Genomic DNA, 23612 nt, shown 5'->3' with positions numbered 1-23612 from the left:
ACCCATCCCCGCCGGCGTTGATTCAGTTCTCACGCAACCCAGTGCAGACTGAGCGGTCCTCCCGTTCCCCTGACTGCCGGCCCCTCCCGGTCTCCGCGCCTCCGTCCGATTTTTCTCCTCGGCACCCGCAGGTTCACCGTGGACCGCCGCCAGTTCCTCCGCACCGTCAGTGCGAGCGCGCTCGCCGCCTCGACCGCCTCCGTCGCCGGTTCCCGTCCCGCCGCCGCCCACCCCGGGCCGTTCGAGCCGCTGGGCCGCATCGACGTCGACGGCGCGAAAGAGGCCGTCGTGTCGGCCGACGGCGAGACCGTCTTCGTCGCCGCGACCGACGGCTACGCCGCCGTCGACATCTCCGCACCCGACCGCCCCGAACTCGTCGCCGAGCGCCGCGACCTGCGTTCCGACCGCGAGGACGGCCCCTTCCGCGGCCTCTACGACGCGAAACTCGACGGGGACACGCTTCTCGTCGTCGGCCCGGCCAACCCGATTCCGGGCGCGCCGGCGGGCGTCCTCGTCGTCGACGTCTCGGACCCCGCGAACCCCGACGAAACCGCGTTCCACGAGACGGGCTTTCCCATCCACAACTGCTTCGCCGCCGATGGCCGGGCGTATCTGACCGCCAACGACGGCGACCGGAACCCGCTCGTCGTCCTCGACGTCGACTCCGGCGACGAGCTCGGCCGCTGGTCGGTCGTCGCCGCCGACGACCGCTGGGCCGACGTGCCGCCCTCGATGCGTTCCGTCCACGACGTGTGGGTCCGCGACGCGGTCGCGCACGTCGCCCTCTGGGACGCCGGGACGTGGCTCGTCGACCTCTCGGACCCCGCGTCGCCGTCGGTCCTCGGGACGGTCTCGCCCGGCGACCCCGAGGAACTCGCCGCGTTGCCCCCTCGCGGCCGCCACCGCGAGCGACGGACGCCGCCCGGCAACCACCACTACGTCGCCACCGACGACGCCGGCGACCTCCTCGGCGTCGGCGTCGAGTCGTGGGCCGTCGAGGTCGACCGCGACGACGGCCCGACCGAACTCGTCGGCGGCCCCGGCGGCGTCGAACTCTGGGACGTGTCGGACCCCGCGAATCCCGCGCGGCTCTCGACTATCGACCCGCCGGCCAGCCCGGACCCGACGGTCGGCGGCGTCTGGACCACGGCGCACAACTTCGACTTCCGCGACGACCGGCTCTACACCTCGTGGTACCGCGGCGGCGTCAAGCGCCACGACGTGTCGGACCCGACCGACCCCGTCGAACTCGCGTGGTGGCGCGACCCCGAGCGCGCGAGCTTCTGGACCGCGCAGTACGCCTACCCCTTCGCCGACGAGGGCGTCTTCGTCGCGTCGAGCCGCGGCGTCGACGACGCGTCGCCCGCGCTCTACACGTTCCCCGACCACGCCGGCGACCAGCGCGACCCGCCGACGCTCGGCGCGGCAACGACCACCGAATCGCTCGTCAACACGCCGACCCCGACCGGAGACGACGCGGCCCCGCCCGCGTCCGACACGAACTCTCCCACGTCGGCGACCGACGCGCCGGGGTTCGGACTCGGGGTCGGCGCGGCGGCCCTCGGCGTCGCCGGCTGGTTGGCCCGTCGTCGCGGGCGGCGCGACTGAGTGGGACCGACGCGACGGCCGGCGTTCCGGTCGAAGCGGTGACTCCCCGCCCGCGTGGTTCCCGCGTCGAATCTATCACGAACGACCGAGACAGCCTTTCTCTCGTCGGCCGGCGCGGTGGGAGAACCGTTTCATTCTAATCCGTGGGGTTCGAAGCATCGGGGTATGAGCGACGAGTCGGAGAGCCTCAAAGAGCGCGTCGAGACGTGGATGGTCGGTCAGATGCCGATTATCCAGATGCACGGCGGCAACAGCGTCGTGCGCAAGGCCGATGCGGAATCGGGGGAAGTCGTCGTCGAACTCGGGGGCGCGTGCGCCGGGTGCGGCATCTCGAACATCACCGCCCAGAACATCCAGTCGGACCTCATCATGACGTTCGACGAGGTGACCGACGTGCAGGTCAAGGTCCCCAGTTCGGGCGACCACGGCAGCAGTACCGTCGAGGGCGGCCGCGGCGGCGAACTGCAGTACGGCGACGAGGGTCCGGGGCACTTCTAACCCACCTTTTTTCACGGGGTCCTCGGCAACTTCGTTGCCTCGAACCCCGCCAAAAAATCTGGACCAAAAAAGGCGGCTACTCCCTTCGGTCGTAGCCGTACTGTTCCCTCCGATACGAGCACTCTGTTCCGCGATTCTCGATACGTACCCAGCCGTGTCGACCGCGTGACTAGCTCGGTCTTCCTCACGCTCGCTCTCCCCGTGGCCTTCGCGGGTGTTCGTCTGCCGGCCCAGATGTCGACCTATCGACGACTACCGCCGCCACGACGACTGCGTCCTCCCCGGCAACGACGACTGACCGGCTTCCGAAGTTGCGACGCCTACCCCGACAGCGCCGACTCCAGACTCGACGCCACCGACCGCGCTTTCTCGGCCAGTTCCTCGGAGATGTGGCCGGCCTCGACGGCCGCGTCGAGTTCGTCGTCGTCGACCCGCTCGACCGTCCCGTCGGCGTGTTTCACCACGTCCACGTGGAGGTCGACGTACCGAATCTGGTCGGGGAAGCACTCGACGGGCGTGCAGATGTTGACGTAGGTCCCTTTGACCGCGCCCTCGGAATCGCGGTACACCGTCGGATACCACCACCGGCCCTCGCGGAACTTCGTGACCGCCACGTCGCCGGACTCGCGGTCGACGCCGAGGGCGTCGTAGGTGCCGCCGCCGGTCATGCCGCGCCGGAGTTCGACGGTTCCCTCGGGGTCGCGCTCCGTCACCTCGCCGGAGCCGAGCGTGATGAGCCGACCGTCAGGTTTCCCGTGGCCGATTTCCACGTCGTCGCCTTCGAGCGGGCCGAACTGCGCGGTCACCACGTCGAAGGGGAACGCGCCGTCGTCGTCGCCGACCGACTCGCAGAGCGACTCCGCGAGGTCGACGCCGGCGGAGGCCTTCGGCGAGGCGGCCTTCGTCCGGTGGTGGCCGGGCATCGTCGTCTCGACGCCCCGGCGCTGGGAATCGAGTTCGAAGCGCGTCTCGCGGCCGAACCAGACCCACGTCGTCGCGGTGGGAGCCGCGACCGCCCGCGGGGCGTCGACGGGCTCGGCGAGCGCGTCGTCGAGTTCCCCGGCGACCTCGGCGGCCCGGTCGAGCGCGTCGTTCAGGGCGCTCATGTCGGCGTCGACGGCGTCGCGGTGCCAGCGGATGCCCCACCCCTCGGGCGGGTCGCCGCCGAGGAGGTCCGTCATCCCGGCCAGTTCGCGGGCGGCGGCCTCGTCGCGGGTGTCGACGCGGACGCCCTCCGAATCGGGGTCGAGGGTCGCCAGTCCCGCGACGGCGCGGACGTCGCCGGTCAGTTCGGCGCGGCGGGAGGCCCACGGCGGGGCCGACTCGGCGACCTGCACGCGGACCTCGTCGCCGACTTCCACGTGGCCGTCGACGTCGCCGTACGAGAGGTAGCCCTCGGTCTCGCCGAGGTCGCAGACCGCGCCGCCGCCGAGGGTGTCGGTCACGCGGGCGTCGAACACCGCGCCGGTCGGCGCGGGGTCGTCCCACGCGAAGGTGTCGACGCCGAGGTCTGAGAGGCGCTCGGTGGCCGTTTCGACCGCCTCGGGCGCGCCGGTCGCGCCGACGCCCTGTCGGTTCCGCGTCGTCTCGACCGACACGTCGTGGTCCGACGCGTCGAACTCTGCGTCGAAGCGCTCGCGGATCGGGCCGGACGCCTGCACCACGTCGTGGCCGGCGTCGAGGAAGACGCCCGTGAGGGCGGTGGCGTAGATGCCGCGGACGCGGACCCTCATAGCTCGTCGGCGTCGCGGGCGAAGGTGACGCGGGCGTCGACCGTCGGGCCGAGCGTCAGTTCGACCTTCTCGTCGGTGAGCACGCGGCCGCCCTCGATGGGGACGCCCCACGAGTCGAACTTGAGGTAGCCGCGGAGGTCCGCGCCGTGGGTGTAGAGATCGACGTGGTCGACGGCGTGTTCCTGCACGTCGCTGGCGCTGTGGGCCATCTCCATGTCGGAGTAACACGTCCCGCCGTCGCCGAAGAACGCGGCGATGGCGTCTGCGTCCGAGTCGACTGCGTCGCTCACGAGGTCCGACGCGGCCCGGAGGTCGTCGGTGTCGAGGCCGACCTCGCGGAGCGCCGCCTGTTCGCGGGGGTCGAAGTGCATACCCGCCCTTCGGAGCGGAGGCATTAACGTCGTACGGTCGGCCGTCGGTCGCCGAACCGACGGCTCCCCGCTGGGCGGCCGACCGCTCGCGGGATGCCGTGGCCAAAGCTATTACCAGATGCGATACCCTTTACCCCACGTGATGGACCAGCAGGACCCAGTCGAGCAGGCGTCCGACGGATCGGCCGACCTCTACGACATCGCGACGTGGGAGGAACGAACCTCGGTTGACGGGCTCGCGGTCGCGCTCTACCGGGTGTTGGTCGCGTCGACCCGCGCGCTGGTCGTTCTCGCCGCGCTCCTCATCCTCGTCGGTATCGGCGGCCTGTCGGCGCTCACCGACCCGCAGGTCGGCGCGCTCACCCTGCTGTCGGCGCTCCCGGCGCTCGCGCTCGCCGGCTACGTCTACTACTCCGACGTGACCGACGACGAGCCGCTGTCGATGCTCGTGGTGACGTTCCTCCTCGGCGTCCTCACCGCCACGTTCGCCGCGATTCTCAACTCGCTTCTGAGCAACGTCGGCCAGACTATCGCGGCCGAGTTCCAGTTGGCGCTCGGCTTCCTCGGCAGCGCCGTGTTCTACTTCCTCGTCGTCGGCCCGGTCGAAGAGACCGTCAAGCTCCTCGCGGTCAGGCTGTACGCCTACTCCCACGACAGCTTCAACGCCGTCATCGACGGGGCCGTCTACGGGGCGATGGCCGGCCTCGGCTTCGCCACCATCGAAAACGCCCTGTACATCACCCGCAACCTCACCTCGTCGGGGCTCGACGTCGGCTCCGGCGGCGTCGGCATCATCGCCGCCGGCGGGACGATTACCGCGGTCCGCGCGCTCGCCGGGCCGGGGCACGTCATCTACTCGGCCATCGCGGGCTACTACCTCGGCCTCGCCAAGTTCAACAAGGAGAACGCCGGTCCGATCGTCATCAAGGGCCTCGTCCTCGCGGCGCTGGTCCACGCGACGTACAACTCCACGGTCGGCATCGGATCGACCGTCATCGCGGGGATAACCGGCCTCGGCGGTCTCGCGGCTTTCCTCGTCTACGTCATCATCTACGACGGCGTCTTCGGGCTCTACCTCATCGGGAAGCTCCGCCGCTACAGTCGGGCCTACCACCGCGCCCACGCCCCCGGTCCGAGCGCGGCGTCGTTCAGCTCCGAGCAGACGGAGTTCGAGGACTGAGTCGGCGATGACGGCGCGGAAAAGCGAGCCGAGACGAACCGCGTGGCCCCCGTCCCGCTACTCGGCGACCAACCGCTCGGCGTAGCCGTCGAGCATCGATTCGACGTACTTCGCCACCACGTCGACCTCGACGTGAATCGGGTCGCCGACCTCCTTTTCGGAGAGCGTCGTCAGGTCGTAGGTCGTCGGGATGATGGCCACGGCGAATGAGTCGTCGCGGCGGTCGGCCACGGTGAGGCTGATGCCGTCGAGGCAGACCGAGCCCTTCTGGACGACGTACCTCGCCAGCGACTCGGGGAGGTCGAACTCGAAGAACCAGTCGTCGCCGACGCGCTCGACGTTCGCGACCGTCGTCGTACCGTCGACGTGACCCTGCACGATGTGACCGTCGAAGCGGTCGTCGGCCGCGAGGGCGCGTTCGAGATTGACGCGGTCGCCCTCGACGACGTCGCCGAGATAGGTCTTCTCGACCGTCTCCGCCGCGAGGAACACCTCGAACCAGTCGTCGCCGAACGCCTCGACGGTCAGACAGACGCCCGAGACCGCTATCGACTGGCCGTGGTGGAGGTCGTCGAACGCGAGGTCGGTCCGGATGCGGAGGCGGCGACCGCCGTCGGCGTCGGTCACGTCGACGATTTCGCCCGGCCCCTCCACGATTCCCGTGAACATACCCGCGGCTTCGGACGGGTGAAGTTAATGCCTACCGTTTCCGTTTCCCATCACGGTTTCGTGACTCACTCGCCCATACAATTTTACGCTCGTCGTCCGGAGAGTCGGTATGGACGTTCTGGCTCGCCTGCGGAGCAGTTTCGTCACGGGTCTCATTCTCGTCACCCCGCTGGCCGTGACCGTGTTCGTCCTCCAGTTCGCGTTCACCCGCATCACCGCCGCGCTCCGCCCGGTCGTCCGTCAGGTGACGCCGTTCCTCGCCGATGCGCTCAACTACTCCGGCGACATCGTCCTCATCTCGCAGGTGCTGTCGGCGCTCATCATCGCCGTGGCCGTCTCGCTTCTCGGCTACCTCGCGTCGATGAGCCTCGGCCAGCGGCTCTTCGGGAGCTTCGAGCGCGGCGTTCGGCTCCTCCCGCTCGTCCGCACCATCTACTTCGGCGTCCGGCAGGTGTCGGAGTCGCTCACCGAACCGACCGCCGGCTACGACCGCGTGGTGTTGGTCGAGTACCCGCGCGAGGGGCTGTTTTCCATCGGCTTCGTCACCAACGAAGCCCCGCCGTCGGTCTCCGAGATCTCCGACGACGACCTCTTTACCGTGTTCGTCCCGCACAGCCCGAACCCGACCGCCGGCGCGCTCATCATGGCTTCGTCCGACGAGATTCGCGAACTCGACATGCCGGTCCGCCGCGGCCTCCGCCTGCTCGTCACCACGGGGCTGAGCGTCGACGACCCCGAGACGCTCCCCTCGGGGCCCGCGGGATACGACCCCTCGAACGGCGAGGGCGGCGTCCGGGCGGAGTCGGACCAGCGACGCAACGCGGGCGAGAGCCGGGCCGAGTGACCTATATTCCCCAGATGAGGGCGATGCCGGCGGTCGTGACGACCGTGAGGAGGAGTTGGAGCGGCGCGCCCACGCGGAGGTAGTCGGTGAAGCGGTAGCCCCCCGGCCCGTACACCATCAGGTTCGTCTGGTAGCCGATGGGCGTCATGAACGCCGTGCTCCCGCCGAAGGTGACCGCGAGGGCGAAGCCGAAGGGGTCGGCACCGAGGCCGAACGCGGTGTCGATGGCGACCGGGAGCATGAGGACGACGCTGGCGACCGGCGTGATGACGTTCGCCAACAGCCCCGTGAGCAGGTAGAACGCGGCGACCACGGCGATGACGGGCAGGTAGGTCGCGGCGACGCCGACGAACTCCGAGAGGAGCGCGACGCCGCCGGTCAGCTGCAGCGCCCGCCCCAGCGGGATGACGCCCGCCAGCAGGAAGATGACGTTCCAGCTCACCGCGCCGTAGGCGTCGCTCGCGGACAGACAGCCGAGCGCGACCATCGCGGCGACGCCGCCGAGCGCGGCGATGGCGATCGGGACGACGCCGAGCGCGGCCAGTCCGATGACCGCCGCAATGACGGCGAACGCGCGGAACGCCGTCGGCGACAGTCCGCCGTCGTCCTCGATGAGTTCGTCGGCGACCTCGCTGGTCACGACGAAGTCGCCGCTGTCGCGGAGGTAGCGAGCCGTCTCGTTCGTCGTCTGGAGGAGCAGCGAGTCGCCGACCTGGAGGTCCACGTCTCTGAAGTGCTCGCGGATGAGGTCGCCGCCGCGCCGACGGACCGCGAGCACCGTCGCGTCGTAGCGCTCGCGGAGCCGCGCGCCGCCGATGGTCTCGCCGACGAGGCCGGACTCGCGGGGCACGACGAGTTCGACGAGCGCCACGCGGTCGGGGCGGTCGAGTTCGGCGTCGGTGACCGACGCGCGCGGGAGGAACCGCAGGTCCGCGAGGTCGCAGAAGCGCCGAATCGTCGCCGGGTCGCCCCGGATGGTCAGGATGTCGCGGGCGGCCACCTCGCGGTCGGAGTCGGCCGCGATGAAGTGCTCACCGCCGCGGAGCACGTCGAGGATGTCCACGTTGAGGTCGCGGTAGGTGTCGTCGGAGACCTCTCCCGCCGAGATGCCGACGAGCGGCGACCGCGCGGGGACGAGCACGCGGGCGAGAAACGGCTCGACGCCGTAGTTCCCGGTTCGGTTTCCGGGCTCGATTCGCTCGGGCAGGAGCCGCGGCGCGACCGTCAGGAGGTAGCCCGCGCCGACGACGAACACGACCGCGCCGAGGGGCGTGAACGTGAACATCGAAAACGGCGGCAGCCCGGTCGCCTCGGCGTAGGCCTCGCTGGCGACGAGGTTCGTCGCCGTCCCGACGAGGGTGAGCGTGCCGCCGAGCATCGAGGCGTACGAGAGGGGAATGAGGAGCTTCGACGGCGAGACGTTCGCCTGGTCGGCGAGGTCCGAGACCATCGGCACGAACACCGCAACGACCGGCGTGTTGTTGACGACGCCCGCGACGGGGCCGGTGAGGCCGACGATTGCGCCGAGCAGTCGGCTCTCGCTCCCGTTCGTGAACGAGGCGACCGCGTCGCCGAGGACGCGAATCGCGCCGGTCTGCCGAACCCCCTCGCTGAGGGCGTACATCGAGAGGACCGTGATGGTCGCGGCGCTCGAAAACCCAGATAGCCCCGTCTGGAGATCGACTCCCGTCCACGGTTCGAGGACGACGAGCGCGACGATGACGCCGATTGCCGTCACGTCCGGCGGGGCCGCCTCCGTCACGAAAAGCGCCATCGTGACGACGACGAGCGCGAAGACGACGAGCATCCCGGACGTGACGGCGACCATGCGGGCAGTCGACCCGGCGGCGGCTTAATGCTATCTCGCGTGACTGTCGACCGCCGCGACGAGTCGCTCGGTTCCCGCCGGTCGAACCTCGGCGGCGGCCGTGCCCGACCGCCGGTCGCGACGCTTTTAGTCGCCCGCGGAGTAGCCTCGGGCGATGCGACTCGGAATCCTGGAGATGGTCGGTCTCGCGGCGACCCTCATCTTCGCCATCCCCGTCGGCGGCTTCGGCCTCACGCTCCTCGCCGACGGGCGGACCGTCTTCGGCGGCGCGATGCTCCTTCTCGCGGTGCTCATGGTCGCGCTCCCGAAGTTCCTCACCATGCCGCAGGACGTCCCCTCGCTCGCGGCCGAGAAAGTCATCGGCGGCGTCGCAAAAGACCCGGACGACGACGAGTAACTACCGGCGACTCGGGTCGAGGCCGGTCGGCGCGTCGCCCAGCAGTCGCGGGCCGTCGTCGCCGACGACCAGCACGTCGGTCAGTTCGACCCGCCCGTGGTCCGGGTGCGTGACCGCGGCGCGGACTCGCAGGACGTTGCCGGCGACGAGTTCGCGGTCGCCGTCGAGCGGCGGGTCTTCGCGGGACGCGAGGCCGATGCCGCCGCCGACGTCTCTGGTCACCTCGTCGGCCATCGAGAAGCCGAACGCGGCGGTCTCCGCGCGGAGTTCGCTCCCGAGGAAGCCGGCGTCGTCGCCGGGGTCCGCCTCGACCAGACTGACCTTTCTGGCGGCGTCGCAGGCGACGTGCGCCCGGCGCTCCCACCCGCCGTCGGGGTCGACGACGAAGGTGCGAGCCAGCGCGCCGCGGTAGCCCGCCGGGCCGCGCGGGCCGACCGCGACGACTATCGGTTCGCCCGGTCGGAGTTCGACCGGCTCGCCCCCGTCGCCTCGGGTTCCCGCCCGGACCTCCGTCGCGCCCGCTGAATCGACGCCCTCGGCCGCGAGCGTCGCGTTCACCTGTCGGCGGAGCCGCTCGGTGGAAAGCGGCGCGCCGTCCCAGCGGAGGGCGGGCCGTTCGTCGTCACCGTCGCCCTCACGGCCGCTGTCGCCGTCGCGGTCGTCGGCTTCCTCGACCGTCGCCGCCGCCAGTATCGCGGCCGCGCGGCCGACGCCGCGAGTCGCCGCGCGCTGGGCGGCCTCGATTGCGTCGCGCTCGGCGGCGTCTTTCACCGCGCGGGCGGCTTCGACCGCCGCGGTCGACGCGAGGTCGTAGCCCGCCGCTTCGAGGTGGAGCGCGGCGTCGTGCGGAATCGTTCGGGGCGCGAGGACGGTCCCTTCGGGAGCGTCGGCCGAGTGCTCCGCAAGAACGGCCGCGGCGGCCTTCCCCGGCGGCCTGTCGTCGACGCGGACCGAGGCGACCGACAGGTCCGGCGGTTCGACGGTCGAGGGGACCCGGAGATGCGTCTCGCCGTCGACGCGGACGTACGCGAGGCCGCAGTCGAACGCGCGGCCGGTGAGGTAGCGACTCGTCGGGTCGGAGCCGCTGGGGACGGCGACGAAGCCGACGGCGTCTCGCTCGGACACGGCGGCGTCGATGGCGTCGCCGCCGCGAGGTCTCCCTCGCACGGGACGTTACGCCTCGGGCTCGGGCGCGGGCGGTTCCTGCGCGTCGTCGACGAGGTCCTGCGCGGGTGCCTCGCGAATCTCGTCGTGGAGCAGGACGCTGATGGGCAGCGTCGGCGCGCCGGTGACGAGGTTTTCGAGGACGATGAGGCGCTCCCGGGCGCGGGACATCCCGACGTAGAAGACGCGGCGCTCGTTGTCGGTGATGAGCGGGACGGGGCTCGTCGTCGAGGTGAACTCCTCGATACCGCGGGCTTCGAGTTCCTCGTCGGAGACGGAGGCGGCCATCTGTTCGACGACCTTCTCGGTCAGGTCGGTCGCCATGAACACGTGGTCGGCCTCGCGACCCTTCGCGGAGTGGATGGTGCCGACGCGGACGCGACTCGGGTCCATCCCCTCGTAGTCGCCGCCGAAGTACGCGTCGACGGACTTGCGCTGGAAACTCGTCACCTTGCGGACCATGTCGCTGGCGGACGAACTGTCCGGAGCGAACGGCGCGAAGTTCTTGATCTCCTTCGGCGTGAACTCGATGTTCGTAATGTCGTCGACGCCGACTTCCTCCTGTCTGTCGTCGATGGCGTCGAAGAGGTCGTCGCGGTCGTTCGTGCCGAACGCGGAGTCTTGGAGCATGTCCGCGAGGCGGCGGGCTTCGAGCCCGTCGACCGGCTCTTCGGCGTCGAGCGCCTCGACCGCGCGGACGTACTGCGTGAGGCGGTCGGTCCACATGCGCTGGTCGGTCAGCGTCGAGAAGGGGATGCCCGACGGGAGGAACTCGTCGATAAACTGGAACATCTGGTAGCGCGCGCGGAACAGCACCATCACGGTGCCTTCGTCCTTCTCGACGGTGTAGCGGACGTTCCGGGCGAGTTCGAGCATCGACGGGCTCTCGACGGCCTCGACCGCGCCGCCTTCCTTGCGGGGTTTGAGGTCCTTCTCCTGACGCTTGTCGATGTGGCGAATCTCCCGGTTGACGACGTTGAGGACGTTCGACGGGAGCCGGTAGGAGTTCGGGAGCACCACGTCCTCGTCGCGCTCGGCGTCGAGGAGGAGGTTCGGGTCGGCACCCTGCCACGCGTAGACGACCTGGTCGTCGTCGCCGGCGATGAGGACGCCCCGCATGTGGGGCTTCCACTCCTCGTACACGTCGTACTGGAGGGTCGTGATGTCCTGGAACTCGTCGATGACGAGGTAGTCGACGTTGGGGACGAGCGCGCGCTGCTTGACGCGTTCGAGCATGTCGGCGAATCCGACGAGTCCGTATTCGCCCTTGTAGGCGCGCCACGCGCGGATGGCCTCGGGGATGTCGATGCGGTCGTCGTCGGAGGGCCACGTCGGCGTGTACTTGTTGCCCTCCTGGGCGTTCGGGTCGACCTCCGGCGGGAGGCGGACCTCCTCGACGTTCCACTGGAAGGGCACGTCGTACCAGTCGGAGACGTCGCGGCGGGTGCGCTGGAGCCACTGGCTCGTGGCGATAATCTTGTTCCCGATGGTGGTCGAGCGGGCGGTCCGGCGGCCCGCGCCGCCGTACTCGTCTTCGAACTCGATGCCGTACTCCTCGCAGAACTCCTGTTTGTCGCTCTCGCCGACCACGTCGTTCCGCGAGAGACTCAGCAGTTCGTACGCCTTCGCGTGCATCGTCGAGACGTTCCCCTTCAGCGACCGCGGGTTGATGTCGAGCCGCTCCGCGAGCCGGTCGCGGACCTCGGCCGCCGCGGCTCGGGTGTAAGAGACAACGAGAATGTCGCGGATGGTGACGCCGTCTTGTTCGAGAATCTCCTCGACCTTGTCGAGCAAGGCCGTGGTCTTCCCGCTCCCCGGGCCGCCGAACAGCCGGGTGACGGTCGCGTCGGATTCGCTCATTGTGCACGTTCACGGTCTTATCGGTGATAAGCGACGTGCTTCGGACGAGGGCGAACGCGCCCGGAGTGGTGTACTCGCCGGGCGTTCGCGAACGGCTCACCGAGCGGGTGAAAACCGTCGAGAACAGGTGCTCGTGGCTTGGTCAGTTCGGACGCGTCAGGCCTCCGGCACCCACCCGCAGACGGAGCAGGTCGCCGCGCCCATGTCGTGCAGGGCCCCGCAGTCGGGACACTGCAGCTTGTTATAGGATCGGTCCCAGCGTGCCGGTTCTGTCTCGTGACCGCGGTCGGCCAAGAACTGGTCGAACAAGTCGTCACTGGGTGCTGAGGCCATACATGGTATGATATGGCATACCCCTATTTAGTTCCTACGACGACTCCGAGCCGTCGAAAACCGGGTGACTGCGCCGGACTGTCCGGCTCGTTTACAGGTCGTACAGCGACCCGTATTTCGACTCGACGTAGTCGAGGAAGTCGTCGGCGGCGAAGTCCTCGCCGGTCGCCCGCTTCACGAGGTCGTTGGTCTCGTAGCGGCGGCCGTGGCGGTGGACGTGCTCGCGGAGCCACTCGCGGAGGTCGCCGAACTCGCCGTCGGCCAGTTTCCCGTCGAGGTCGTCGATGTCCGCCTCGGCGGCCGAAAACAGCTGGGCGGCCATGACGGAGCCGAGCGAGTACGTCGGGAAGTAGCCGAAGTTCCCGTACGCCCAGTGGATGTCCTGCAGACAGCCCTCGGAGTCGGTGTCCGGGCGGATTCCGAGGTACTCCTCGTACTTGTCGTTCCACGCCTCCGGCACGTCCTCGACTGCGAGGTCGCCGGCGATGAGGTCGCGTTCGAGCTCGAACCGGATGACGATGTGCAGGTGGTAGGTCAGCTCGTCCGCCTCGACGCGGATGAGGTTGTCGTCGTACACCTGATTGGCGGCCTCGTAGGCCTCCTCGACCGTCGCGTCGACCTCCGGGAACCTGTCTTCGAGCGTGGGCAGGAAGTGCCGCCAGAAGGCCCGCGAGCGCCCGACGTGGTTCTCCCAGAGCCGCGACTGCGACTCGTGGACCGAGAGGTTTCGGTTCTCGCCGAGCGGCGTCGCGTACTGTTCGTCCGGCAGGCCGAGGGTGTACAGCGCGTGGCCGAACTCGTGGACGGTCGAGAACAGCGAGCCGAGCACGTCTGACTCGTCGTAGCGGGTCGTCACGCGGGCGTCGAACTGCGTCCCAGACGAGAACGGGTGCGGGGCGGTGTCGAGGCGGCCGCGCTCCCACGGGTAGCCGAGCGTCGTGAGCGCGTCGCGGACGAGTTCCTCTTGGTCCTCTTCGGGGAACTCGCCCTCGAAGGCGTCCACCGCGAGGTCGACGTCGGACTCGCGGATGTCTTCTATCATCGGGACGAGCACCTCGCGCACCTCGGCGAGAATCTCTTCGGCCTGTTCGAGGGGCAGACACGGCTCGTAGTCCTCGAACAGCACCTCGTAGGGGTCGCGGTCGGGGTCGATGTGCTCGGCGTACTGCCGCTTCAGTTCGACGTGTTTCTCCAGATGCGGCGCGAACGTCTCGAAGTCGTCTTCGGCCTTCGCCTGCTTCCACGCCGGGATGGCCTCCGAGGACGCCGCGGAAATCTTCTCGACGAGGTCGTTCGGCACGCGGGCCGCCCGCTCGTAGTCGCGGCGGAGTTCGCGCAGCACGTCGGCCTGCTCGTCGGTCGGGTCGTCGGCCTCGGCCGCGTCGAGGAGGTCGCCGAACTCGTCGTCGGTCAGGAGTTCGTGGCTCAAGGCGGAGAGCGCGGACATCTGCTGAGAGCGCGCGGGCGTCCCCTCGTCGGGCATCATGACCTGCTGGTCCCACGAGAGGATGCCGCCGGCGTTCTCGACGTTGGCGATTCGCTTGTACTTCGTGAGGAGCCGGTCGTACGCCGACTCCGAGTCGGATTCCGCGGAGGACTGTGCCATATTCGAACGGTGGCCCGGAGGCGTATTAAACCGCAGGAGGCGGGCATCGGTGCGGGTGTTTCGAGGTTCGTCTGCGACCGGTCGCTCACACTCCGCCGACGCGACGGCCGACACCGACGGCGTCGCAATCGACAACGCAACGGCCGTGACCAACACCGCGAAAGCCCCCGCGAGCGACGGCTCCCGCGGCGACGCGCGCTCCTCGGCCTCCGGCCTGCGGTGCTCACGCCGCCGGGGTTCGCCCTCGCTCGCGGCCCCTTTCAGTCCCGCCCGGTGGGTGTTCGGCCGTCGTCGCGGGTGGGGCGTTTAGGCGTAGTTGCCGGCGGATTTGACCGCGCTCACCAGCCTTCAACGAGCGCGCGGTACGTCTCGTAACACCGCGCCAGCACGTCGAGCGACACGCTCTCGTCTCTCGTGTGCGCCTCGCCGGGCTCCGAGGGGCCGTAGACGACGCAGGTCGTGCCGGCCTGCACCAGCCACCCGGCGTCGGTCGCGTGGGGCTTCGTCGTCTGTTCCGGCTCCGCGTCGCCGCGGGCCTCGTGGACCGACCGGGCGGCGTCGAGGACGCGCTCGGCGAAGTCGGCGTCGTCGCACGCCATCGGCGGGAGGTCCTGTTCGACGACCCACTCGACGCCCTCGATTTCCGCCGCCAGCGCGAGGTCGGCGAAGCCGCCGGGGACGGTCCGCTCGTCGATGGTCACCTCGCAGCGGTCGGGGATGACGTTCCACGCGCTCCCGCCGTCGATTTCGGTGACGGCGAGGCTCCCCGAGACGGGGTGGCCGAGGACCTCGGCGTCCGGCACCGAGAGGCCGCGGACCACGTCCACGGCGTCGGTCGCGCGGTAGACGGCGTTCTCGCCGCGCTCGGGTTCGCTGGCGTGACAGGCGGTCCCGGACGCGACGAGGGTGATCGCCCGGCGGCCGCGGTGGGCGACGACCACGTCCGTCCGGTCGGGGCCGGTGTAGTTCGTCGAGCCCTCGGCGACGACGGCGTAGTCGAGTTCGAGGCCGTCGTCGAGGGCCGCACGGACGCCCTCCCCGCCGATCTCCTCGCCGACGAACGAGGCGAAGACGACCTCCGAATCGGCGTCGGCGGCCGCGTCGCGGAAGGCGAGCATCGACGCAGCGACGGCCCCTTTCATGTCCGCCGCGCCGCGGCCGTAGAGGCGGCCGTCGCGGCTCTCGACCACGTAGTCGCCGTCGTCGGTCGTCTGTCGGTCGGCCGGCGGGACCACGTCGTGGTGGCCGACGAGCGCGAGCGATTCGCCGACGCCGGGATTGACGCGGGCGACGACGTTCCCCGCGTCGTCTCTGGTCACGTCGGCGTCGGTCTCCCCGCGGAGCCACGATTCGATGCGGTCGCCGACGGCGGTCTCGTCCTCGTGGCTCGGCACCGACACGAGCGCCGCCGCGAGGTCGCGGAGTTCGTCCATGCCGGCCCGTCGAAGGGTCGCCTCAAAAGCGTGTGGCGTCCGGCAGTCCGCGCGCGGCCCCGCCGCGACCGCGGTCGGGCACCGTCCCGCGGCCGCCGGCAGTTATCAGATTCCGAGAACGCGCGACCCGGCTTATTGCGCGTTCCTCGCACGTCCGAGTATGCGACTCGTCTCGACGTACGAACGGTTGCTCCGGGGAAGCATGGACGCGCTCGGCATCTCGGGTTCGGTCGAGAGAAAAGTCGTCGCCGCCGTCGCCATCCAGTTCGCGGTCTCGCTCGCGCAGGCCGCGCTCCCGTGGGTGGCGACCGGCGCGTTTCGACTCGAACTCTCGGCGCTCCTCCTGTTCGGTGCCGCCCTCGCGTTCGTCAACACGATTATCATCACGCGAAAAGACATCGTCTCGCCCATCGAGTCTCTCTCGTCGGCGGCCGCGGGCGTCGCGGCGGGCGACCTGTCTTCCCGCCCCCCGGAGGTGAGCGGCACCGACGAGGTGGCCCGCCTCGCCGACGACTTCGGCGCGATGCACGACCACCTCTGCGTCGTCGCCTCGCAGGCGGGGGCGCTCGCCGACCAGCGGTTCGACGACCCGGCGCTCGACGAGGACTTACCGGGCGAGTTCGGCGACGCGCTCGACCGGATGCAGCGCGACCTCGCCGACTACACGCGCAACCTCCAGCACCTCGTGGAGGCGTTCGCCGAGGCGACCTCGCGGGCGCAGGCGGGCGACCTCACCGCCACCATCGACACCGACGACTGGGGCGTCGACGACGAGCGATACGCGGCGGTCGCGGCGACCTACAACGACCTCGTCCGCACGCTCTCGTCGACCATCGGCGAGGTGCAGTCGTTCGCACAGGAGGTGTCGCGGATGAGTTCGACCGCCCGCGAGCACGTCCGCCGGGCCGACGCCGCCAGCGAGGAAGTCGCCGCCTCGGTCACCGAAATCTCCGACGGCGCGGGGGCGCAGACCGACCACCTCCAGACCGTCTCCGACGAGCTCAACACGCTCTCTGCGACCGTCGAGGAGATAGCCGCCTCCGCCGACGAGGCCGCGACCACCGCCGAGACGGCCTCCGAGCGCGGCGAGGTCGGCCGCGACGCGGCGACCGAGGCGATGGAGGAGTTGGACACCGTCGAGGCGCGCATCGACCGCACCGCCGACGCCGTCGCCGAACTCACAGAGAGCATCGAGGAGATAGACGAAATCGCGGCGTTCATCGAGCACGTGGGCTCGCAGACCGACCTGCTCGCCATCAACGCGGCCATCGAGGCCGCCCACGCGGGCGAGGCCGGCGACGGCTTCGGCGTCGTCGCACAGGAGGTCAAGTCGCTCGCCGAGGAGACCCGCGACTCGGCCGACGAGGTGTCCGGGCTCATCGCCGACATCACCGAACACTCCGAGGAGACGCTCGCCGACGTGCGGGAGATGAACCGGCAGGTCGCCGACAGTCTGGAGACCGTCACCGAGGCCATCGGCGAGTTCGAGAGCATCGTGGACATGGTGACTGACATCGACGCCAGCGTGGCCGAGGTGAGCGCCGCGACCGACCAGCAGGCCGAGTCGGCGGCGGACATCGCCGCCCGCGTCGACGACGTGGCGAACATCTCCGAGGAGACCGCCGGCCAGTCGCGGACCGTCGTGGAGACGGCCCGAGAGCAGTCCGACTCCATCGGCGACCTCGCGGACCAGACCGAGGTGCTGTCGTCGCAAGCCGCCGACCTCGACGACCTCGTCGAGTCGTTCGAGGTCGTCGACGGGGAGCGGGCGGCCGCGTCGGGCGACGACTGAGTCGGCGTCGCGGGACGCGGTATCACCCGACGCCCCGCCGGCGGTGTCACCGCTTTTATCTACAACCTTATCCGTCACCCGCCCAAACTCACGCGCATGAAAATAGTGCCGGACACGAGCGCGGTCATCGACGGTCGCGTGTCCGAGCGAGTCGACGACGGCACCTACGAGGGCGCCGACGTCCTCGTCCCCGAGGCGGTCGTCAGCGAACTCGAATCGCAGGCCAACGACGGCCGTGACACGGGCTGGGAGGGCCTCTCCGAACTCCAGCGGCTCGCCGAGTTCGCCGACGACGGCGTCATCGACCTCACGTACGTCGGTCGCCGCCCGAGTTCGGGCGAGACGAAGGGCGCGGGCGAGGGCGACATCGACGCGCTCATCCGCGACATCGCCACCGAGCGGTCGGCGACGCTCCTGACGAGCGACGTGGTGCAGGCCGAGGTGGCGCGGGCGAAGGGCGTCTCCGTCGAGTACGTCGAGGCCGCGGTCCGCGGCTCCGGCGGGCTCATCATCGAGCGCTTCTTCGACGACCAGACGATGTCGGTCCACCTCAAGACAGACACCCGCCCGAAGGCCAAACGCGGCGCGGTCGGCGAGATGCACTACCAGCCCATCGACGACGAGCCGACCGACGAGGCGACGATGAAGGAGTGGGCCGACGACATCGTCAACTCCGCCCGCGCCGCCACCGACGGCTTCGTCGAACTCTCCGAGCCGGGCATGGACATCGTCCAGTTCCGCGACTACCGCATCGCGGTCGCCCGCCCGCCGTTCGCCGACGGCATCGAAATCACCGCCGTCCGGCCCATCGTCAAGACCGAACTCGACGACTACGAGTTCGCCGACGAACTCCGCGACCGACTCGCGGAGCGCCAGCGCGGCGTCCTCATCGCCGGGTCGCCCGGTGCCGGGAAGTCCACGTTCGCGCAGGCGGTCGCCGAGTTCCTCAACGACAGCGACTACGCGGTCAAGACGATGGAGAAACCCCGCGACCTGCAGGTCGGCCCCGACATCACCCAGTACACCGCCCTCGGCGGCGACATGGCGAAGACGGCCGACTCCCTGCTGCTCGTGCGCCCGGACTACACCATCTACGACGAGGTCAGAAAGACCGAGGACTTCTCCGTGTTCTCCGACATGCGTCTGGCGGGCGTCGGCATGGTCGGCGTCGTCCACGCCACCCGCGCCATCGACGCGCTCCAGCGCCTCGTCGGCCGGGTCGAACTCGGCATGATTCCGCAGGTCGTCGACACCGTCGTCTACATCGAGGACGGCGAGGTCCACACGGTGTACGACGTGCGCACCGAGGTGAAGGTGCCCGAGGGCCTCTTCGCGGAGGACCTCGCCCGCCCGGTCATCCAGATTCGGGACTTCGAGACCGGCGCGCCGAAGTACGAGATTTACACGTTCAACCGGCAGGTCGTCACCGTCCCGCTCGGCGAGGACGGCGAGGAGAAGGAAAGCGGCGTCTCCCGGCTGGCGAAACAGGAGATCGAACGCGAGATTCGCTCTATCGCCCGCGGGCACGTCGACGTCGACCTGCAGGGCCAGAACCGCGCGGTCGTCTACGTCGAAGACGACGACATCTCCTACGTCATCGGGAAGGGCGGCGGCCGCATCTCCGACGTCGAAGACCGCCTCGGCATCGACATCGACGTGCGGACCCACGACGAGAAGCCCTCGTCGTCGGGACAGCACGCGGGCGCGAACGCCGGCGGACAGTCCGGCGCACCCAGTTCCGGCGGGGCGGCCGACGAGGGCGTCGTCGTGACGCCCGAGGTCACCTCGCGGCACGTCGTCGTCCGGATGGACGGCCACGTCGGCGAGACGGTCGAGGTCCGCGCCGACGGCGAGTACCTGTTCACGGCGACGGTCGGCCGCGGCGGCGACATTCAGGTCTCCCGCGGCAGCGCCATCGCCGAGGAACTGGAGAACGCGATCGATAGAAAACAGCAGATTACGGTCGTTCCGGCCTAACAGAACGGCCGAATCGTCGTTTTTGTCGTCTGTCGGTCGGTTTCGACCGGGTCGACACGTCGCAACTGGTCTCTTACGACACCGACTGCGAAGCGTGCGGTGGTTCCGCGGCGGTTCTGGTTACTCGGCGCAGCAGGCCTTTTCCTTGCCGCCGTCGGCTTTGGCCTGCGCCTGCTGCGGCGCGAGATCGGTCAACTGATAGAGGTTCTGTCGGGCGTCGGCGAAGTAGACGTCCTCGTCGACGATACCGATTCCCTCCAGTCGTTCGAGCGCGTAGCGAACGGTTCGCGCCGAGAGCATCGACTCTTCGACGATGCCTTTCTGCGTGAGCGGACCGTTGTATTCGAGCACTTTGAAAACGAGCTTCGCACTCGGTGGGAGGTCGTCGAGACTCTCCTCTTCTGTTCCAGCCATCGTTACGAATCGAAACGCGCTACCAGCATAAACCTTGTTGGCCGGCGACCGGCCGACAACGCTTTATCCGGGGGCGGCGGGAGGAACGAACGGCTTTTGACGCCGGATATCGCAGGGGAACACATGGCCACGGAAACGCAGACCGGACTCTCCAGTCACATTCGCGGAGTGACGGTCACGACACTCGCCTGCCTCGCCGGCATCGCCGCCGCGGTGGTCTCGGGTGCTGTGGTGGGGACGAGTCCCGAGGCCGCGACCAATCAGTTGGCCGTGGGTATCCTCGGGGCGCTCGTCCTCGTCCAGTTCCCGGTGCTTCGCGTCGTCGGCGTCGACGTGAGCGACTTCGGCGCGAAGGACTATCTCTACGTCGTGTTCATGACCTTCGCGCTCTGGTTCATCACGTTCGCCATCCTGCTGACTTCGGGTGTTCAGCTCTAACGATGGCCGACGATAGTATCGCCGTCGTCGACTTAGACCGGTGTTCTCCCGACCGCTGTAGCTACGAGTGCTCGAACTTCTGTCCGCCGAACCGGACGGGCAAAGAGTGCATCACGCTCCGCGGCGAGGACGCCGAGCAGGGCGGTCCCGACCAGGTGCGCATCTCCGAGGAAATCTGCCTCGGCGAGACCTGCGGCATCTGCGTCGAGAAGTGCCCCTTCGACGCAATCGAAATCATCAACCTCCCCTCGGAACTCGACGAGGACCCGACCCACCGCTACGGCGAGAACGCCTTCTCGCTGTACGGGCTTCCGGTCCCCGAGTCCGGGTCGGTCACGGGCATCCTCGGACCGAACGGTATCGGGAAGACCACGGCCGTCCGCGCCCTCGCGGGCGAGATGGTCCCCAACCTCGGCAACTACGACGACGACCCGACGTGGGAGGCCGTCCTCGACCGCTTCCGCGGGACCGAGCTCCAGAACTACGTCGAGCGAGTCCGCGACGGCGAGGTGTCCATCGCGCGCAAGCCGCAGTACGTCGACCAGATTCCCAAGCAGTTCGACGGGACGGCCCGCGAACTCCTCGAAGCGACCGACGAGCGCGGCGCGCTCGACTCCTACATCGACCGCCTCGACATCGGGCCCGTCGTCGACAACGACATCGAGACGCTGTCGGGCGGCGAACTCCAGCGGGTCGCCCTCGCGGCGACGCTCGCCCGCGACCGCGACTTCTACTTCCTCGACGAGATTTCGCCGTACCTCGACATCGGCCAGCGCGTCACCGCCGCGCGGCTCATCCGCGAACTCGCGGAGGACGAAGACCGCGCGGTCCTCGTGGTGGAACACGACCTCGCCATCCTCGACCTGCTCGCCGACACGCTCCACGTCGCCTACGGTGAGCCGGGCGCGTACGGTGTCATCACCGACCCCAAGTCGGTCAGAAACGGCATCAACGAGTACCTGAAGGGCTACCTCTCGAACGAGAACATGCGCATCCGCCCGGAGGCCATCACCTTCGAGGAACACGCCCCGCGGGAGACGACGAAGGCCGAACCCCTCGTCGAGTACCCCGACCTCGCCAAGTCCTACGGCGACGGCGAGTTCTCGCTCGACGTGGAGTCCGGCACCATCCACAACGGCGAAGTGCTCGGCGTCGTCGGTCCCAACGGTATCGGGAAGTCCACGCTCGCACAGCTGTTTACGGGCGACCTGACGCCCGACGTTGGCGACCTCGACTTCGCGCTCGACATCTCGTACAAGCCGCAGTACATCGAAATCGACCAGCCGATGCGGGTCGACGCGTTCCTCTCGTCTATCACCGACCAGTTCGGCTCGTCGTACTGGAACACCGAAATCGCGAACCCGCTCCAACTCAACCGCATCATGGAGCGCAACCTCACCGACCTCTCGGGCGGCGAGCGCCAGCGCGTCGCCATCGCGGCGTGTCTCTCGCAGGACGCCGACCTCTACCTGCTCGACGAGCCGTCGGCCCACCTCGACGTGGAACAGCGCGTGCAGGCCACCTCGGCCATCCGCCGCTACGCCGAGAACCACGACGCGACGGTCATGGTCATCGACCACGACATCTACATGATGGACCTGCTGGCGGACCGCCTGATGGTGTTCGACGGCGAGCCGTCCATCGAGGGCCACGCCTCGAAACCGCAGGAGATGCGCGACGGCATGAACGACTTCCTGTCGGACCTCGACATCACGTTCCGCCGCGACGAGCGCACCCAGCGCCCGCGCATCAACAAGCCCGACTCGCAGCTCGACCGCGAGCAGAAGCGCGCCGGCGAGTACTACTACGCCAAGTAGCGACCCGGTCGCTCGTTCGCGTTTCCGTCCGCTTCGTTTCCGCTCTCGCTCTCGTTTTTCGTTCCGTCTCAGCCGGCCGTTTCCCGCCGACAGCGACCCGGTTACACGCCGCGCCGCGAGTGACTCCGATGTTACTACGGACGTTTTCACGGCCACGCTCGAAGACTGGCGTATGACGAACGATTCTCCATCCGACGGCTCGCTCACGGACGACACCCACCTCGGTCGGGTCGCGCTCCGCGTCGGCTCGCTCGACCGCGTCGTCCCGTTCTACCGCGACGTGGTCGGCCTCGCGGTCGAACGCGACCGCGACGGCTCGCGGGCGGTCCTCTCGGCGGGCGAGACGCCCGTCGTCGTCCTCGACGAGGACCCCGACGCCCCGGAGCGCGGTCGCCGGGAGGCCGGGCTGTTCCACCTCGCGGTTCGCGTGCCCGACCGCGGGGCGCTCGGCGACGTGCTCGCCCGCGCCCGAGCCAGCGCCGCGGACGCCGGTGCGACCCTCTCCGGCGCGTCGGACCACCTCGTCAGCGAGGCGCTGTACTTCCGTGACCCGGAGGGCAACGGCGTCGAGGTCTACCGCGACCGCCCCCGCGAGGAGTGGCCGTGGACCGACGACCGCCGGGTGTCGATGGACACGCTCCCGCTCGACCTCGGGTCGCTCGCCGCCGACGCCGCCGGGGAGGACCGCGCCCCGGACGGCACCGACCTCGGACACGTCCACCTCGAAGTCACCGACGTCGCCCGCTCGCGGGACTTCTACGTCGGCGCGCTCGGGATGCGCGTCCGCGACGAGGGCTATCCCGGCGCGTCGTTCGTCGCCGCCGGCGAGTACCACCACCACGTCGGCCTGAACAGTTGGAACACCCGCAGCGCCCCGGTCGGTGAGGGCCGCGGCATCGAGTGGTTCGAGGTCGTCGTCCCCGACGCCGCGACGCTCGACGCGGTCCGCGAGTCGCTGGCCGCCGCCGGCCGCGAGGTCGACGAGGACGGGTTCGACGAGGCCGAGTCTGGTGACGGCGACGCCCCAAACGCGACCGATTCGCTCGTCGTCTCCGACCCCGACGGAATCGGCGTTCGCGTCGTTCACGGGGGCTGACGGGTCGATTCGGCCGAACGAATCGTTTTGTCGCTCGTCGTCCAACGAGAGGGTATGATATCGAGCGATTCGAGCGAGCGCCGTCGCGGGCTCTCCCTCCGGAGCCCGGCGTTCGACGACGGAAGCCCGATACCCCGCACCCACGGCTACGCGACCGAAAACGAGAGCCCGCCGCTCCGAATCGGCGGCGTGCCCCCCGGAACCGTCTCGCTCGCCCTCGTGATGGACGACCCCGACGCGGTGAAACCCGCGGGCGAGGTGTGGGACCACTGGTTGGTCTGGAACATCGACCCCGAAACCGACGCCATCGCCGCCGGCGAGACGCCGCCGGGCGCGGTCGAGGGAACCAACAGCTACGGCGAACCGGGCTACGGCGGCCCGAACCCACCGGACGGCGAGCACACTTATCGGTTCCTGCTGTACGCGCTCGACACCGCTCTCGACCTCGACGCCGGTGCGGCGAAAGCCGACCTGAAGCGCGCCATCGCGGGACACGTCGTCGCCGAGACGAAACTGACCGGGACCTACGCGCCCTGAAACGGACGGAAACGGGT

Annotated in this window: 21 protein-coding genes; 11 read left to right on the top strand and 10 right to left on the bottom strand. The window is 69.4% G+C overall.

The annotated features are described in order from the left end of the window. Positions 1-138: 138 nt before the first annotated feature. Positions 139-1608: an LVIVD repeat-containing protein gene (locus FY251_RS15900; protein WP_255516719.1), complete on the top strand. Its 1470-nt coding sequence runs from the start codon at positions 139-141 to the stop codon at positions 1606-1608. A 165-nt stretch (positions 1609-1773) separates the two neighbouring features. Next, positions 1774-2106, top strand: a complete 333-nt coding sequence (locus FY251_RS23145) for a NifU family protein (protein WP_004969091.1) — start codon at positions 1774-1776, stop codon at positions 2104-2106. 320 nt (positions 2107-2426) lie between these two features. Here FY251_RS23145 and FY251_RS15895 read toward each other — a convergent pair whose 3' ends face one another. Both FY251_RS15895 and FY251_RS15890 read right to left on the bottom strand, forming a co-directional pair. Further along, positions 2427-3839: a DUF402 domain-containing protein gene (locus tag FY251_RS15895; protein ID WP_148416054.1), complete on the bottom strand. Its 1413-nt coding sequence runs from the start codon at positions 3837-3839 to the stop codon at positions 2427-2429. After that, entirely contained in the window at positions 3836-4210 is a 375-nt protein-coding gene (locus FY251_RS15890) for a hypothetical protein (RefSeq protein WP_148416053.1), read from the bottom strand. The genes FY251_RS15895 and FY251_RS15890 overlap by 4 nt, the downstream gene beginning before the upstream one ends. Before the next feature lie 142 nt (positions 4211-4352). Between FY251_RS15890 and FY251_RS15885 the strand changes: the two genes are divergently transcribed. Continuing rightward, the gene (locus FY251_RS15885; RefSeq protein WP_089779562.1) at positions 4353-5390 is read left to right on the top strand and encodes a PrsW family intramembrane metalloprotease; all 1038 of its coding nucleotides are present in this window, start codon (positions 4353-4355) and stop codon (positions 5388-5390) included. Between the two features lie 57 nt (positions 5391-5447). Here FY251_RS15885 and FY251_RS15880 read toward each other — a convergent pair whose 3' ends face one another. After that, positions 5448-6059: a riboflavin synthase gene (locus FY251_RS15880; protein WP_148416052.1), complete on the bottom strand. Its 612-nt coding sequence runs from the start codon at positions 6057-6059 to the stop codon at positions 5448-5450. Between the two features lie 109 nt (positions 6060-6168). Here FY251_RS15880 and FY251_RS15875 point away from each other — a divergent pair, with 109 nt between their 5' ends. Then, positions 6169-6903: a DUF502 domain-containing protein gene (locus tag FY251_RS15875; protein ID WP_148416051.1), complete on the top strand. Its 735-nt coding sequence runs from the start codon at positions 6169-6171 to the stop codon at positions 6901-6903. Between the two features lies 1 nt (position 6904). On the opposite strand, the gene FY251_RS15870 is transcribed toward FY251_RS15875, so the two are convergent. Next, entirely contained in the window at positions 6905-8731 is a 1827-nt protein-coding gene (locus FY251_RS15870) for an SLC13 family permease (RefSeq protein WP_148416050.1), read from the bottom strand. Positions 8732-8885: 154 nt separating this feature from the next. Between FY251_RS15870 and FY251_RS15865 the strand changes: the two genes are divergently transcribed. Further along, positions 8886-9128 (top strand): hypothetical protein, encoded by a 243-nt coding sequence (locus tag FY251_RS15865; protein WP_148416049.1) that lies wholly within the window; start codon positions 8886-8888, stop codon positions 9126-9128. Here FY251_RS15865 and FY251_RS15860 read toward each other — a convergent pair whose 3' ends face one another. From FY251_RS15860 to FY251_RS15845, 5 genes are all read right to left on the bottom strand, one after another. After that, positions 9129-10295 carry a M24 family metallopeptidase gene (locus tag FY251_RS15860; RefSeq protein WP_148416048.1) on the bottom strand — a complete coding sequence of 389 codons (1167 nt, stop codon included), beginning with the start codon at positions 10293-10295 and terminating at the stop codon, positions 9129-9131. Between the two features lie 6 nt (positions 10296-10301). Beyond that, on the bottom strand, positions 10302-12152 hold the full coding sequence (locus FY251_RS15855; protein ID WP_148416047.1) for a UvrD-helicase domain-containing protein: 1851 nt from the start codon (positions 12150-12152) through the stop codon (positions 10302-10304). Positions 12153-12308: 156 nt separating this feature from the next. Further along, a complete protein-coding gene (locus FY251_RS23310; RefSeq protein ID WP_305037588.1) occupies positions 12309-12485 on the bottom strand; it encodes an HVO_0416 family zinc finger protein in 177 nt (58 codons plus the stop codon). A gap of 91 nt (positions 12486-12576) precedes the next feature. Further along, entirely contained in the window at positions 12577-14091 is a 1515-nt protein-coding gene (locus tag FY251_RS15850) for a carboxypeptidase M32 (protein ID WP_148416046.1), read from the bottom strand. Between the two features lie 338 nt (positions 14092-14429). Next, positions 14430-15524: a M20 family metallopeptidase gene (locus FY251_RS15845; RefSeq protein ID WP_148416045.1), complete on the bottom strand. Its 1095-nt coding sequence runs from the start codon at positions 15522-15524 to the stop codon at positions 14430-14432. Between the two features lie 160 nt (positions 15525-15684). Between FY251_RS15845 and FY251_RS15840 the strand changes: the two genes are divergently transcribed. Both FY251_RS15840 and FY251_RS15835 read left to right on the top strand, forming a co-directional pair. Further along, complete coding sequence (locus FY251_RS15840; protein ID WP_148416044.1) at positions 15685-17316, top strand: methyl-accepting chemotaxis protein; 1632 nt, start codon at positions 15685-15687, stop codon at positions 17314-17316. A gap of 96 nt (positions 17317-17412) precedes the next feature. Further along, positions 17413-19293, top strand: coding sequence for a PINc/VapC family ATPase (locus tag FY251_RS15835; protein ID WP_148416043.1), 1881 nt, complete (start codon positions 17413-17415; stop codon positions 19291-19293). A gap of 120 nt (positions 19294-19413) precedes the next feature. Here FY251_RS15835 and FY251_RS15830 read toward each other — a convergent pair whose 3' ends face one another. Beyond that, entirely contained in the window at positions 19414-19707 is a 294-nt protein-coding gene (locus FY251_RS15830; protein WP_004044502.1) for a helix-turn-helix domain-containing protein, read from the bottom strand. Positions 19708-19830: 123 nt separating this feature from the next. Between FY251_RS15830 and FY251_RS15825 the strand changes: the two genes are divergently transcribed. From FY251_RS15825 to FY251_RS15810, 4 genes are all read left to right on the top strand, one after another. Continuing rightward, on the top strand, positions 19831-20145 hold the full coding sequence (locus FY251_RS15825; protein ID WP_148416042.1) for a hypothetical protein: 315 nt from the start codon (positions 19831-19833) through the stop codon (positions 20143-20145). Positions 20146-20147: 2 nt separating this feature from the next. Beyond that, positions 20148-21962, top strand: a complete 1815-nt coding sequence (locus FY251_RS15820; protein ID WP_148416041.1) for a ribosome biogenesis/translation initiation ATPase RLI — start codon at positions 20148-20150, stop codon at positions 21960-21962. Positions 21963-22134: 172 nt separating this feature from the next. Further along, positions 22135-23058: a VOC family protein gene (locus tag FY251_RS15815; protein ID WP_148416040.1), complete on the top strand. Its 924-nt coding sequence runs from the start codon at positions 22135-22137 to the stop codon at positions 23056-23058. Between the two features lie 54 nt (positions 23059-23112). After that, positions 23113-23595: a YbhB/YbcL family Raf kinase inhibitor-like protein gene (locus FY251_RS15810; protein WP_148416039.1), complete on the top strand. Its 483-nt coding sequence runs from the start codon at positions 23113-23115 to the stop codon at positions 23593-23595. The last annotated feature ends 17 nt before the right edge of the window (positions 23596-23612 follow it).

Origin of the sequence: Haloferax sp. KTX1 (assembly GCF_902410085.1) — an archaeon.
GTDB lineage: Archaea > Halobacteriota > Halobacteria > Halobacteriales > Haloferacaceae > Haloferax > Haloferax massiliensis.
Note: the sequence above shows the minus strand (reverse complement) of the source record. Positions and strands in the feature narration are given on the sequence as shown.